The following is a 14,889-nucleotide window of genomic DNA, read 5'->3' as shown; positions in this document are numbered from 1 at the left end:
CGTTAATCCATAAAGCGTGTTATTTGGTCGTACACGTATTGGCTTTTTAAAATGCGCACGTGTCCTAGCTCTTGTGTGGCCACAAGTGTTGCGGGTGTGTTCTCAGTTAATAATTTTATTGCCTCAAAGCTTGCCACTGAGTCATTTTTATCATGAATAAACAACATGTTTTCGTTAATTTTATTTTTTGAATGATCAGGGTGAAGGTTTTGCCAGCTAATACCATATTTGTCTGACACTTTATTAAGCATATTTTCTAACATAAGTTCAGAAATCCCCACTTGCCTAACTTTTGCAAACATAGCTTCAAATATCTGCGCAGGGGCAGAGATCATCACAATTTTTTTATCCTCTAAATATTGAGGTGCTAAGTTTAGCAAAGCAACACCGCCCATAGAGTGTGTAACTACTCTATTAATTAAAATATTTTGCGCATTAAAGTACTCAAAAGCGGCTGTTAATCCCTGCATATACCCGTATAAATGCGATGTGTTTCCGTGCGAATAGCCATGGCCTATGTGGTCTATTGAGTAAACATTGAAGCCTTTTTCAAGTAGTTCATCGATTAAAGCAGTAAATCGATTGGTGCTATCGGCCCATCCATGGGATAAAAATACCGTTTTAGTGTTTTCGGCTTGGCTAAAATAGTACAGGTTTACAGCGCCAAGCTCAGTAGTCAGTTTAATATTGATTGGCTGGATGCTGGTTCTAAATTCGTATTGGCGTCGACTATGGGGGTTACAAAATACCTTCATTGCAAGGCGGGCACTGAGTTTAGGGAATGTTTTGGTCAGACCGAAGGTGGCAGCCTTTGTTATTTTAGAAAATTTAGGTGGCTTGTTTTGATTAAAATAAATTTGTTTCATGTTTATACCAAATAAGTACAGTTGTTCTATTTTATCTTAAAAAAGTACAACTGTACTTATTTATTTAGTCCCATTATTTTATCGCTATAGTAAGGTTGCCTTTCTCACTATCATGTTAAAAGGTATGTGTAGCTGCTTTTACCTTTCAACACTAAAAATCACTCGTAACGAGTAAAAATACTTGTTGGACTTAAATGTCTATTTTTCTTTTAATGCGCGCAACTCGCCGAACCGGCATTCATTAAATAAAAGAGAAAGATAAATGAAAGAGACAACATCACTAGAACACGCTCGCACGAGTTACAATGTTCGTCATTGGAGCCAAGGTTTTTTTGGTATTAATGATCAAGGTGATGTGTATGTTGCGCCAAAGGCTCACGCCCCAGAGCAAACTATTGCACTGACAGATATCGCAAAGCAACTAGAAGAAAAGGGCTTGAGCTTACCGGCTTTAGTGCGTTTTCCACAAATTTTGCATCACCGTGTACACAGTTTGTGCGGTGCGTTTAATACCGCGATTGAAAACTATGGTTACCCAAAAGATTACTTATTAGTTTACCCAATAAAAGTAAATCAACAACGTGAAGTGGTTGAAGAAATAGTTGCAAGCCAGGCTGAATTAGAAAAAAAACAATTAGGGCTTGAGGCCGGCAGTAAACCAGAGCTACTAACCGTTTTGGCAATGGCAGAAAAAACCAGTGCGGTGATTGTATGTAATGGTTACAAAGACAAAGAATACGTACGCTTGGCCCTTATTGGCGAAAAACTAGGCCATAAAGTATACATAGTGCTTGAAAAGCTTTCTGAGCTCGACATGGTACTTAGCCAAGCAAAAGCGCTAAATGTTAAACCACGCATTGGCATTCGTGTACGTTTAGCATCGCAAGGCAAAGGGAAGTGGCAAGCAAGTGGCGGTGAAAAATCTAAATTTGGTTTATCAGCGTCGCAAGTACTGCATGTAGTGAATCGTTTAAAAGACGCAGGTCAACTTGATTTAATGCAACTAGTGCATTTTCACTTAGGCTCGCAAATGGCAAACATTCGCGATGTGCGCTTAGGTGTAAGCGAAGCCGCGCGCTTTTACTGTGAGCTACGCAAATTAGGTGCACACATTGAGTGCCTTGATGTTGGGGGCGGCTTAGCGGTGGATTATGACGGTACGCGCAGCCAGTCTCATAACTCAATGAACTACAGCTTAGCTGAGTATGCAAATAATATTGTGTACACCATAGGCGACACGTGTAAACAATATGCGCAGCCCATGCCGACGATTATTTCTGAGTCTGGGCGTGCATTAACAGCTCACCATGCTGTCCTTATATCAAATGTGATAGGTACAGAAAGCTATGTACCAGAGGAGCTTAAAGCGCCTGCTGGTGATGCACCACTTTTATTAAATAATATGTGGTCGTCATTTGTACAGTTAACCGATTTAACTGATGACCGTGCGCTCATTGAAATTTATCACGATAGCCAAGGGGACTTAGCTGAGGCACATAACCAGTTTGCGTTAGGACTTTTAGATTTAACGCAGCGAGCGTGGGCAGAGCAAGTTAACTTGCGAATTTGTTATGAGCTTAACAAGTTAATGGACAATAAAAACCGTTTTCATCGCCCGATTATTGATGAGTTAAATGCGCGTTTAGCCGATAAGTTTTTCTTAAACTTTTCGCTTTTTCAGTCACTACCCGATGCGTGGGGGATTGACCAAGTGTTTCCGGTACTGCCTTTAAGTGGCTTAACCGAAGCACCAAAAAAACGTGCTGTATTACTTGATATTACCTGTGATTCAGACGGCGCACTCGAGCACTATGTTGATGGCCAAGGCATTGAAAGCACATTACCCGTGCCTGAGTACAGTGCTGATAAACCTTACTTAATGGGCTTTTTCTTAGTGGGTGCGTACCAAGAAATTTTAGGTGATATGCACAATTTATTTGGCGATACGCACAGCGCCATTATCAATATGGATGAGCAAGGTGTTGCCAGTATTAGTGAAATAAATCAAGGCGATACGGTGGCCGACATGATGCGTTATGTACATTTAGATGTTGAGAGTTTTCAACAGTCGTACGCGCAGTTAGTGTCTGCAAAAATAGATAAAAATGAACAGCAAAGCGTTTTAGACGAGTTGCAAAGCGGCCTTAGTGGCTACACGTATTTAGAAGAGTTATAAGCAATGTCTAGCTTGTTTGGTCATGTTGACCACTCATTGTATTCAAACGGGATGACGTTTTTACGTCGTCCTATGGTGCAAAATATTAACGCAATAGATGCGGATGTCGTTGTACTGGGGTTACCTTTTGATTTAGCAACATCGGGCCGCCCTGGTGCACGCTTAGGGCCAGATGCAATACGACGTGCGTCGGTGCATTTAGCCTGGGAAGACACTAAATACCCGTGGACATTCCCTTTATTTGAGCGTTTAACGGTTGCCGATGCAGGTGACTTTACCTATCCGGTGGGCGATCCTGAGTATTTTACGGCACAGCTAGAAATGGCCGCGGAGCAAATACTTCGCCAAGGGGCAACCCTTTTAGGCCTTGGTGGCGATCACTTTGTAACGCTTCCGCTATTGCGCGCACATGCAAAGATACATGGTAAAATGGCACTGGTTCATTTTGATGCGCACACTGATACGTACAGCAATGGCTCGCGTTTTGATCACGGCACTATGTTTTATCATGCACCGATGGAAGGGCTGATTGATGTAGAGCACAGTATACAAATTGGTATTCGTACCGACTTTGACCAATCAAAGCATGAGTTTGCAGTGATTGATGCAATGCAAGCTAACGATTTGCATGCCAATGACATTGCAGCGCAAATACGTGAGCGAGTAGGCGATTTACCCGTTTACTTAACGTTTGATATAGATTGTTTAGACCCTGCATTTGCGCCAGGTACAGGCACTCCGGTATGCGGCGGATTAACATCTGATAAAGTGCTTAAAATATTGCGCGCGCTTAAAGGCATAAATATGGTGGGAATGGATGTGGTAGAGGTTTCACCATCGTATGACCAAAGTGAGCTTACCGCTATTGCTGCAGCTACTATTGCCAACGAATTATTGCACTTGTGGACACATAAAAATAAGTATTAACGCTATAAGTTAAGTACTACAAAAAAGGTATGCAATGGCATACCTTTTTTATTTTAGAGGTGCCAAGTATTTAGCGTGTCACTTTCTGGCATTATCAATCCGCTCTTGTGCACTTGGGTGGCTTGACAAATATTCAAGTAAATTATTTACCTTTTCAATATGCTCGTTTTCGCTAGTGTGCGCGCTTTGTAGCGCTTGTATGGCATCGGCAAAATCATTGCTTGAATAACCTAAATGCTCAAGTTGAATGAGGGCATAGCTATCTGCTTCACGTTCCATATCACGCGAAAAACCTTGTTGTGCAAACGTAGCTCCAGTACCAAGCGCCACTTCTGCTATACCTTCTAAATCGCCAAATATAACCGCAAGTACAATGGTACTGGCAGCCGATTGCGCGGTCATTCGTACACTATGCTGGTGGACTACATGGCCAATTTCATGCAGTAACACGGCTTTTAACGCGTCTGGTTTATCTGCTAATAAATTTGCTAATTCATCAGTAACTACAATACGTCCATGGGGCATTGCAAACGCATTAGCGCCAAAGCTATCTGATTTATAAAACGATAACCTATAGACTGATGGCTCAAGCGAGAGTTCAGTGAGCATGGTTTTAAAGTGTTGCTGTACTTTAGCTTGCTGATCAATAGGCAGCTCACTGTCATCAAGCGCGAGCTTTTCAATTATGGTAAAACTTTGCTCCCCCATTTGCTCTACTACACTGCGTGGCAAGGTATCAACACTGTAAACAGCAATAGCGGGTACAACTTTATAAAGCATTAACCACATAAAAAGTGGTGTAAAAATAACGGCCGCGATAATAGCCCACTTACTTTTTTCAAGCCGCTCGAGTAGGTCGTGCTTATCGGTTTTAAAAGGCCAGCGATAATTTACATCAATAGGAATAAAGCGGCTGCCATCATTAAAACGCAGTTCATCAGCAAGCCCTGCCAGGCCAGAGGTGAGTGTTATATCGCTTATTGCATAGCTTGAAATAAGCTGGTCATCGTAGCTAATTTCAACCAAGGTGTCGCTAATGTTAGCGACACCTTGTTGATAATTACTTGATGCCTTGGGGAAGTAATGTCCCTGTACGTGCATAGTAAGCTCTTAGGTTAGCGATAGGTCAATATCAAATACATTCGCTGCTTCTTCAGCAAACGATGACTGCTCTTGCTGCGCAGTATCCACTAAATTTAGCGCACTTGGGTAAATATTAACGGTTGTAACCTCGGCAAGCATTCTCGATGTACGCACTTTGGTCCACGGGTAAGCAAGCCCTAAAGAGAACACAATGGCCAGCATATTGGTTAAGAGTAATAGGGCAAAAGGAATAGGCTTAAGCTCTGATTTAAATGACGCTACGTCTTCAAATTGGCTGTTATCAAAAATATGGTTACGAATAGCCGCAGCCCAAACAGCAGTTACTATCGCAATCATAAATACGTAAGCAATCATTAATCCACCAAACATAATGCCCATTTTGGCTGGATCTTGTGCAGCTTGTTGGTTTTCTACATTCATTAAATCAAGTCCAAATAAGCCTAACACAGCCATAAAAATAACCATGGTAATAGAGCTTACAACAAAGCAAATAAGCGCTGTTAAGTAGTAGGTTTCACCTTTAAGGTTTACGGTTAATGGTGTATCGCCGTAACTAATATTGCTATGAATGTAGCTATCGATGCGTTTTAAAACATACGGCATTAGCAAATAAAGGGTAAAAATACTGGCTATAGGTAACAGTATAAAGTTAACAAAGGCTTCGCCGTAATCGCCTTTAAATGCAAAACGCACATTACGATGACGGGTCATACGCATATTAAAGCGCAGGCCTTGGTTAATAATCCATGGCATTAAAAATATAAAAGCAACCGCAAAGAGTAAGCCTATAAAAGGGAAAAAGCTGCTCCCAAAGGTGTAAATTAAAAATACAATAACCGCTAAAATACGGCCTTTTAAAATTTGCATAGGGGTGGCTAAGTAGTCAAAGCTGTGTCCGTCAATGCGAGTGTGGCCATAAAAGTATCGCATTGTGCGCACTTTTGCCCAAGCCGAGTAAATACCTAAAGTAAGCACGCTCAGTAAAATATTGACTATCCAAATACCAAAAAATTCACCGCCTTTACCGCTAAACTGTACTTTACCGCTAAAAATAGGGGCTGCTGGCTCATTTGCTGGTGGGTTTGCTTCTAGGGGAGTAGGGTGTGTTGATTCCATTAAAATTATATCCATGTTGTTTTTTTGTTAATTTACCTAAGTTTGGTGCAAAGCTCAATCTTTAAAAGCCTTACAGCCTACAATGGCGCTGCTTTTAATATATGTGGTGCTGCACTTTAAATCATCTCTGGTATACTAGGGCGATAATTTTATGGGGCTGTTATGATTTCAAAAAACCAACTCAAGCTTATTCGCCAACTTGGCCAAAAAAAGTACCGAAAGCAATATAATCAATACCTTGTACAAGGTGAAAAAAACGTACTTGAGTTGTTAAACAGCCCATTAAAAGCGGTTGATATATTTGCTACGCAGGCATTTATAAATGCTCATCAAAGCCAATATCCTCACACACAGTTAATTGAAGCACAAGAAGAGCAACTCACTAAAGCCAGTACGCTGGTAAGTAACAATGCCGCAATTGCTATTGTTAATATGCCAAATGCAGAGCTGCCAAAAAGCGATGGGTTAATACTTGCTCTTGATGGCGTATCAGATCCGGGCAATTTAGGCACTATTATTCGTGTTGCTGATTGGTATGGCATTAAACATATAGTAACAAGTACCGACAGCGCCGATGCTTACAACCCTAAAACAATTAGCGCCACTATGGGCTCGTTTGTAAGAGTGTCTGTAAGCCAAGTAGAGCTACCTGAATACTTACAAACTTTAAACTTGCCAATATATGGCGCGTTTTTAGATGGGCAAAGCGTGCATAAAACACAATTTAACGGTGAAGGTGTGCTGCTAATGGGCAGTGAATCGCATGGTATACGTGAGCAATGCACAAAATTAGTGAGCGACAAAATAACCATACCGGCATTTGGCGGTGCAGAGTCACTTAATGTGGCTATGGCCACCGGTATTATTTTGGATAACTTTAAACGCCAAGCTTAACTTTTTAACTGTTTATGAGTTAAATTGTTTGTAATTAATAACAATAATAATCGGTAATAACAATAAGATGCGCTTAAGCACTATCAAATTAGCGGGCTTTAAATCGTTTGTAGAGCCCACTAAAATTCCATTTCCTGATCAAATGACGTGTGTTGTTGGCCCTAACGGCTGCGGCAAATCTAACGTTATTGATGCAGTGCGATGGGTGCTTGGTGAAAGCTCGGCTAAAAACTTACGTGGCGATGCCATGACCGATGTTATTTTTAATGGCTCAACTAATCGTAAACCTATCTCGCAAGCCTCTGTAGAGCTGATTTTTGATAATACCCAAGGTGATATCCCCAATACTTTTGCCGACAGAAACCAAATAGCAATTAAACGCTTAGTAACTCGTGACGGGCAATCGCTGTATTTTTTAAACGGTAGCAAATGTCGTAAGCGCGATATTACCGATATATTTTTGGGCACCGGGCTTGGCCCGCGTAGTTACGCAATAATAGAGCAAGGGATGATCTCGCGTTTAATCGAGAGTAAACCTCAAGAGCTACGGGTGTTTTTAGAAGAAGCCGCCGGTGTGTCTAAATACAAAGAGCGCCGCCGCGAAACCCAAACCCGAATTAAAAGTACCCGCGAAAACCTAGAGCGTTTGCTCGATGTGCGTAAAGAACTGCAAACTCAGCTTGATAAACTCGCTGTACAGTCGGTTGATGCTAAAAAATACCGAGAACTCAAAGCGCAAGAGCGCACTTTAAAAGGTCAAATTGCCGTATTAAAATGGCAAAAACTGCATCAACAACAGCTCGAAAAAAGCGCACAAATTAAAAAGCTGAATGAGCAAATAACGTTTTTTAAAACGGCGCACTCAGGGCACGATGACATACTTGCAAGCTTAGAGGGGCAAGTACAAGCCCAGCAAGATAAGTTAAGCGATGCGCAGCATCAGCAACACGTTACTCATACCGAGTTAACGCGTACCGAGCAACAACAGATTAATATTAAGCAGCAAACGCAAACGCTTAAACAAACTGTGGTAAAACTTGAGCAGCGAAAACGCCAAAGTGAAGAGCTAAAAATACAGCAGCAAAATGTGTGTGCACAGCTCGCTGTGGGCCACCAAGAGGTAAGTGAATATAGTTTAGAGTGTAGCGAACAAGTTGAAGAGCTTACTCTCACACTTGCAGATTTAATAGATGAGAAGAATACGCACACAGCCGCGTGGCAAAGCCTAAATCAACAACAGCACGCGCTCAATAATAAAGTACAGACGCAGCAAAGTAGCGTTAAGCAAACAGAGCAAGCCTTAACCCATGTAGACGCACAGCTTAGCCAGTTAAATAGCCAAATTGACGATATTAAAAGTAGCCAATTAGAGCAGCAATTAGCTGAGCAACAAAAATACAAACAAACCCTCACTCAAGAGCTAGCCAGTAAGCAAACGGCGCAAACACACTACACCGCAGCGCTTAAAGAGCAAACCGATTTAGTGAATGACGCTGAGCAACAACACCAGCAAAGCGTGCAGCACGTTAATGAGCTAAAAGCGCGTATTGCAGGGCTAAAAAGCAGCTTAGGGATTGAAAATACTAATAAGCAGCACACTTTATTTAATCAACTACAGGTAAAACCTAGGTTCGAACATATAGTTGAACAGGCACTGCAAACGCTTGAGCACCTAAATGTAGCCGATGTACAAAGCAATAATAGTGTGTGGCCACATAAAAGTGATGCACCAGCAAATAGCGTTGCGGCATTGATCACTGATGGAGCTTTTCCAGATATACTGACCCGTATTGCGTACAGCGAAAGTGCTGATTTAGCTGCATTAAACGATACATTTTATATTGCTGTTATGGATAAAACCGGTGCTTTACATGCTCGGAACTGGCACCGCAGCGCAGATAAAAACGCCGAAAATTCACAACTTTTAAAACACACACAGTTAAAGCAAAAAACGGCGAGCTTAGTAGATGCCGAAAATACACTGACAAGTGTTCTCGAGCACCTCAATACGCTAAAAGCACAGCAAAAAGAACTTTCTGATGAATTAGCGCTACATAAAAATGCTATTCACCAATTAGCACAAAATATTGCCGTGGCGAGCACACGCAGCGATATGCTTAAAGAGCAAGTTGCACAATTTTTACAGCAACTAGAAAAATACCAGCAGCAAAAACTTGCATTAACCTCTGAGCAATCACACTTATATAAAACGCGCGATGAGCAAAAAAGTACGCTTGAAGTGCTATATCAACAGCAACGTGATTTAGCAACGGAACTGACAAGCGCCGACGCCACTTGCACACGCAGTAACGCTGCATACAGTCAAGCTGCAGCTACACTTGAACAATATAAAACACACGCGCATCAGGCCTCGTTAAAAGAGCAGAAGATACACAGTGAGTGGCAGCTCAGTCAAACAAAGCTTAATCATGCCGAGCAAGAACTTATTAGTACGCAAGAAGAAGCTCAAGAGCTGCAAGCGCAAATGGAAGCGTTACTGATACCAGAGCAAGAGCTCAACGAGAAAATTGCAGAGCTTTTAATAAAGCATCAGCAAGGCGAAGCGAGTTTGGTTGCGTTACAAAAAAAGCTTAACGAGGCAAAGCAAACGCTTATAAGTAAACAAGCCAGTCTTAAGCACTCTCAAGGTGAGCTGGCAGGTTTGCAAGAACAACATCAAAAGCTAAGTATAGAAGAGCAAAGCCTAATTATAAAAGCACAGGCAGCACTTGAGCCGCTTGAAGAATTAAAGCAAAGCTTAAAAAGTGTTTTAGATATATTGCCTGATTCACTGAGTTTAAGTGCAGCGCAAAATCAGTACAACGGGCTTGTGCATCAATTAGATAAGCTAGGTGCGGTAAATTTAGCTGCAATTGATGAGTTTGAACAAGCTAAAGAGCGCAGTGATTATCTTAATAATCAACTTGAGGATTTAACCAAAGCATTAAATACGCTTGAAAGTGCCATTCGTAAAATTGACAGCGAAACCAAAACACGCTTTAAAGCCACTTTTGATCAAGTAAACAGTGACTTTGCAGAGTTATTTCCCAAAGTATTTGGCGGTGGTAGCGCGTATTTAGAATTAACCAGTGATGATTTACTTGAAAGTGGTGTTAGTATAATGGCACAGCCGCCAGGCAAGAAAAATTCAACAATTCACCTGTTAAGTGGTGGAGAAAAAGCGCTGAGCGCATTATCATTGGTGTTTTCTATATTCAGGCTCAATCCAGCTCCATTCTGTATGCTGGATGAAGTAGATGCGCCGCTTGATGATGCTAACGTGGTGCGCTTTTGCCGTTTGGTTGAAGAAATGTCACAATCGGTGCAGTTTATTTATATTAGTCATAATAAAATTGCAATGGAAATGGCGGGGCGTTTAACCGGCGTAACTATGGCAGAGCCAGGTGTATCACGCATGGTAGCAGTAGATATAGAACAAGCAGTGCAACTTGCACACACATAACAGTTTATTTTAAGCGTATTAGTGTTAATTAATACACGGGTTTAGGCATAACAAATAATAAAAGGTGAGGGGATGGCCGAAGAACTAAGATTGGTTTTAATTGTGATCAGTGTACTTGTCATAGGTGGCTTATTAGTACATGGTTTATGGTCAGTTAGAAAAAAAGACAGCCCCGAGGTAGCGCCTTCGGAGCGGGTTGAACCAATGCAAGATACACCCTCGCATACACCCGTTGAACCTAAAGAGCCGGTTGTTGCACAGCGAGATGAGCCGCAGTTTGGCGAGCTAAATTTTGACGCAAACGAGCCGCAAATAGATACTAGCGCGGCGCAAACACCCATTGAAGATGATCTGCAAGTAGTTCAAGAGCCAGAACCAGAGCCAGAAAAAGAAGCACCAGCAGAGGTCTCTGACTTTGTTATTGTGCATATTCAAATGCCTGAAGGGCTAAGCATGCAAGGCAGTAAATTATTACCGGCGGTTAATACGCTTGGTTTTAAATACTCAGAAGAAGGCTTTTTTAATCGTCATATTGACCCTGCAGGCCAAGGTCCAGTGTTATTTAGATTAGTAAATATGTATAACCCAGGTACGTTCGATATTGATAATATGGAACAATTTAGTACCGCAGGGGTTAGCTTATTTATGACTTTACCATGTGAGGGCGACGGGCTTGCAGCATTTAACATGTTACATAGCGCCGCTAAAAAAATTGCCGATGAATTTGGTGCACAAATTTTAGATGCCGAGCGTGAAGAAATGACTGTTGAGCGCGTTCGTCAATATGTTGAGCAGGTTCGTGCATTTTCTGCGTAATTTATACGCACACATTATTTTTATTAAGCCACTTACCTAAAAGTGGCTTTTTTTATGTTTTTGAGGTTTAAATGTCTAGCAGCATTAGTGAGCAAATTAATCATCTTCGTAGTACGTTAGAGCAACATAACTACAATTATTATGTCCTTGATACACCCAGTATTCCTGATGCAGAGTACGATAGACTATTGCGCGAGTTAAGCGCCCTTGAAACTCAGCACCCAGAACTTTTGACTCCTGATTCACCAACCCAAAAAGTAGGTGGGGCAGCACTAAGTAAGTTTGAACAAGTAGCTCACCAAGTGCCTATGTTATCGCTCGATAATGCTTTTAGCGAAGAGGAATTTAGCGCGTTTAATCGTCGAATTAAAGAGCGTTTAATGAGCCAAGATGAGCTTACCTTTTGCTGTGAGCCTAAATTAGATGGCTTGGCAGTATCGATTATTTACCGTGATGGTGTACTTGTGCAAGCAGCGACACGCGGCGATGGGTTTACCGGCGAAAATATTACGCAAAATGTTAAAACAATCCGTAATGTGCCTCTTAAATTGCGTGGCGATTACCCTGCAGAGCTTGAAGTACGGGGCGAAGTTTTTATGGATAGTGCTGGGTTCGAAAAATTAAACGCCGACGCCGAAAAGCGTGGCGATAAAGTATTTGTTAACCCGCGAAATGCAGCCGCAGGTAGCTTACGCCAGCTTGATTCAAAAATTACCGCTAAGCGCCCGCTAATGTTTTATGCATACAGCACCGGGCTGGTGGCTGAGGGTACAATGCCTGAAGATCACTACCAACAATTGGCAAAATTAACCGATTGGGGTTTACCGCTGTGTCCAGAAACAAAGTTAGTAGAAGGAACACAAGCGGCTTTAGATTACTACAGCGATATTTTAATGCGCAGAAGCGAGCTTAAATATGAAATTGATGGCGTGGTAATTAAAGTAAATCAAAAAGCCTTACAAGAGCGTTTAGGGTTTGTTGCACGTGCACCGCGCTGGGCCATTGCTTATAAGTTTCCTGCGCAAGAAGAAATAACCCAGTTACTAGATGTAGAATTTCAGGTTGGCCGCACAGGTGCTATAACGCCGGTAGCGCGTTTAGAGCCTGTATTTGTAGGTGGTGTGACGGTATCAAACGCAACGCTTCACAATGGCGATGAAATAGCCCGCTTAGGCGTAAAGGTAGGCGATACAGTAATTATACGCCGCGCCGGCGATGTTATTCCGCAAATTACACAAGTAGTACTTGAGCGCCGCCCAGATGATGCACGCAACATTGTATTTCCTGCCAGTTGCCCCATTTGTGACTCACACGTTGAAAAAGTAGAAGGCGAGGCCGTGGCTCGTTGTACCGGAGGCTTAGTGTGCCAAGCTCAGCGTAAACAAGCGATAAAACATTTTGCATCACGCAAAGCGCTTGATATAGATGGCTTAGGCGACAAAATAGTTGATCAGCTAGTTGATAGAGAGCTGGTAAAAACCCCCGCAGATTTATTTATATTAAAACAAGGCCATTTTGAGTCACTTGAGCGTATGGGTCCTAAGTCGGCCAAAAACTTAGTGGATGCACTTGAAGTTGCAAAAACAACGACGCTTGCAAAGTTTTTATATTCGCTGGGTATCCGAGAGGTTGGCGAGGCCACAGCGCAAAACTTAGCAAATCATTTTTTAACACTTGAAAAGGTAACCCAAGCCAGTATTGAAAGCCTTACACAAGTGAGCGATGTAGGGGTTATTGTAGCAACGCATGTTCGTGGCTTTTTTGATGAGCAACATAATGTAGATGTGGTTAATGCTTTAATTGAACAAGGCATTAATTGGCCAGCGCTAACGCCACCTTCAGAGGATGAGCAACCCTTAGCTGGGCTAACCTATGTATTAACTGGCACGCTTAATACTTTAAACCGAAACGATGCTAAAGCGCGCTTACAACACTTAGGTGCAAAAGTAGCTGGTAGCGTGTCGGCTAAAACAGATGCATTGGTGGCAGGCGAAAAAGCAGGCTCTAAATTAACCAAAGCACAAGATTTAGGGATAGATATACTTAGCGAAGACGACTTAATTGCACTGTTTGATAAGTATAATGCTTAGGGTAATAAAATGAGCCGTTATGGACCTGAATACTGGGATAAATATGGAAGCTACCGTACGCCTATTGCATTTCATCTAAGTTTATTGGTGTTGCTACGTGCGTATTTTATTTGGGTTATAGCGGCACTGAGTCGTCGCCCTGAGCTTGATTTAATGTCGTTATTTTTTAAATCTAAAAACGATTTTTTTATCGCTATTGCAATTGGTGCTATTGCGATAGTGCCCACCTTTTTATTTTGCTTAAGACGCCCGCGCGACTCTCATCAACAGAGTGCGCGTTTAGCAACGGTGTGGCGCTACATGCGCTGGCCGTTACTGGTGTGCGCAGTAACCGATTTAGGCTGGTTAACAATACAAGCAGCACATAGTCATTACAGGTTTTCACTGTTTTTAGCCGTGCAAATGGTAATTGTGTTTTGGGTAATGTGGTACCTGGCAAAGAGTCGTTATTTGAAAGTGTTTTTTAACGATTGGCCAGAGCCTACCGAAAAAGCCGATAATAAAAACGCTAAATAAAAGGGAGCCAAATGGATAACATTAATAAGAAAATTGCTGCTGTAGTGCTTGGTATAGGCATTATTTTGGGTGCTTTGGTGCTGTTTACATCATTGATTGATCATATTTGGTTTTCTGCCGTAATAGGATTATGGTTATTTGTGTTTTGTTCGTGTTGTTACAGGCTGACTCCCGCCTTTAAAAAGCGCAATACGCTTGATAATTTTATTCAGCGTGATGCACAGCACTTAATGTTATTTAGCTTGGCAGGTTTTTTTGATAAAAAATTTGGCCCGCAATGGCTTGTTATTGGCAACATTGAACATATTGAAAGTAAGAACGATGAGCTTATTATTCATAGCAATAACGAACGACAATTTAGTGTAAGTTTACCAGCACAAAAAAATGACATAGACGCCTACATGAAGCGCATACTTTCAGATCATGAAAAGCAAACTATTCGCTTTAGCTAATCACTTATTAATACCGAAGGAGGCTATTATGCTTACTTGGAATGATGTTATAAATTTTGCTAATAACGGCAACCCAACGCCACCCGAAAAGGTTGTAAAAACAGACGCGCAATGGCAGTCAATGCTAAATGATGAGCAATATTATGTGACACGTAAAAAGGGCACCGAACGCCCTCACAGCTCGCAAACGTGCACATTATTAGAACCGGGCAAATACGCGTGTGTATGTTGTGATAATTTACTTTTTGATGCCGATGAAAAGTTTGATAGCGGTACAGGCTGGCCTTCGTTTACACAACCAGCAACAGTAGCTGCTATTGGCTATGTAAACGATTTAAGCCATGGTATGCAGCGCGTTGAAGTTGTGTGTAATGTGTGTGATGCACACTTAGGGCACATTTTTCCTGATGGACCCGCGCCGTCGGGCTTGCGTTATTGTGTCAACGCAGCGGCAATGAAAAAGCTCTAG

12 protein-coding genes are annotated in these 14,889 nt (G+C 41.8%); 9 read left to right on the top strand and 3 right to left on the bottom strand.

Going from position 1 to position 14,889, the window contains the following annotated elements; all coding sequences use genetic code 11:
• Positions 1–2: 2 nt before the first annotated feature.
• Positions 3–866: an alpha/beta hydrolase gene (locus tag QUE46_RS10970; protein WP_286244813.1), complete on the bottom strand. Its 864-nt coding sequence runs from the start codon at positions 864–866 to the stop codon at positions 3–5.
• A 262-nt stretch (positions 867–1,128) separates the two neighbouring features.
• Here QUE46_RS10970 and speA point away from each other — a divergent pair, with 262 nt between their 5' ends.
• Together speA and speB are read left to right on the top strand one after the other, a co-directional pair.
• A complete protein-coding gene (gene speA, locus QUE46_RS10965) occupies positions 1,129–3,042 on the top strand; it encodes a biosynthetic arginine decarboxylase (RefSeq protein ID WP_286244812.1) in 1,914 nt (637 codons plus the stop codon).
• 3 nt (positions 3,043–3,045) lie between these two features.
• A complete protein-coding gene (gene speB / locus QUE46_RS10960; protein WP_286244811.1) occupies positions 3,046–3,969 on the top strand; it encodes an agmatinase in 924 nt (307 codons plus the stop codon).
• Between the two features lie 78 nt (positions 3,970–4,047).
• Here the strand turns inward: speB and QUE46_RS10955 are convergent, their stop codons facing one another.
• On the bottom strand, positions 4,048–5,070 hold the full coding sequence (locus QUE46_RS10955) for a M48 family metallopeptidase (protein WP_286244810.1): 1,023 nt from the start codon (positions 5,068–5,070) through the stop codon (positions 4,048–4,050).
• Positions 5,071–5,079: 9 nt separating this feature from the next.
• Positions 5,080–6,189, bottom strand: coding sequence for a YjgN family protein (locus tag QUE46_RS10950; protein WP_286244809.1), 1,110 nt, complete (start codon positions 6,187–6,189; stop codon positions 5,080–5,082).
• A gap of 162 nt (positions 6,190–6,351) precedes the next feature.
• On the opposite strand from QUE46_RS10950, the gene QUE46_RS10945 reads away from it, so the two are divergent.
• From QUE46_RS10945 to msrB, 7 genes are all read left to right on the top strand, one after another.
• Positions 6,352–7,083 (top strand): RNA methyltransferase, encoded by a 732-nt coding sequence (locus QUE46_RS10945; protein ID WP_286244808.1) that lies wholly within the window; start codon positions 6,352–6,354, stop codon positions 7,081–7,083.
• A 67-nt stretch (positions 7,084–7,150) separates the two neighbouring features.
• Positions 7,151–10,546 carry a chromosome segregation SMC family protein gene (locus tag QUE46_RS10940; protein ID WP_286244806.1) on the top strand — a complete coding sequence of 1,132 codons (3,396 nt, stop codon included), beginning with the start codon at positions 7,151–7,153 and terminating at the stop codon, positions 10,544–10,546.
• Between the two features lie 72 nt (positions 10,547–10,618).
• The gene (zipA, locus tag QUE46_RS10935) at positions 10,619–11,362 is read left to right on the top strand and encodes a cell division protein ZipA (protein WP_286244805.1); all 744 of its coding nucleotides are present in this window, start codon (positions 10,619–10,621) and stop codon (positions 11,360–11,362) included.
• Between the two features lie 71 nt (positions 11,363–11,433).
• Positions 11,434–13,452, top strand: coding sequence for an NAD-dependent DNA ligase LigA (gene ligA, locus QUE46_RS10930; RefSeq protein WP_286244804.1), 2,019 nt, complete (start codon positions 11,434–11,436; stop codon positions 13,450–13,452).
• Between the two features lie 9 nt (positions 13,453–13,461).
• The gene (locus tag QUE46_RS10925; protein WP_286244803.1) at positions 13,462–13,968 is read left to right on the top strand and encodes a DUF2919 domain-containing protein; all 507 of its coding nucleotides are present in this window, start codon (positions 13,462–13,464) and stop codon (positions 13,966–13,968) included.
• A gap of 11 nt (positions 13,969–13,979) precedes the next feature.
• Positions 13,980–14,420, top strand: coding sequence for a hypothetical protein (locus QUE46_RS10920; RefSeq protein WP_286244802.1), 441 nt, complete (start codon positions 13,980–13,982; stop codon positions 14,418–14,420).
• A gap of 28 nt (positions 14,421–14,448) precedes the next feature.
• On the top strand, positions 14,449–14,889 hold the full coding sequence (msrB, locus tag QUE46_RS10915; RefSeq protein ID WP_286244801.1) for a peptide-methionine (R)-S-oxide reductase MsrB: 441 nt from the start codon (positions 14,449–14,451) through the stop codon (positions 14,887–14,889).

It is taken from the genome of Pseudoalteromonas sp. MM1, assembly GCF_030296835.1.
In the GTDB taxonomy this organism is placed as follows: Bacteria; Pseudomonadota; Gammaproteobacteria; order Enterobacterales; family Alteromonadaceae; genus Pseudoalteromonas.
Note: the sequence above shows the minus strand (reverse complement) of the source record. Positions and strands in the feature narration are given on the sequence as shown.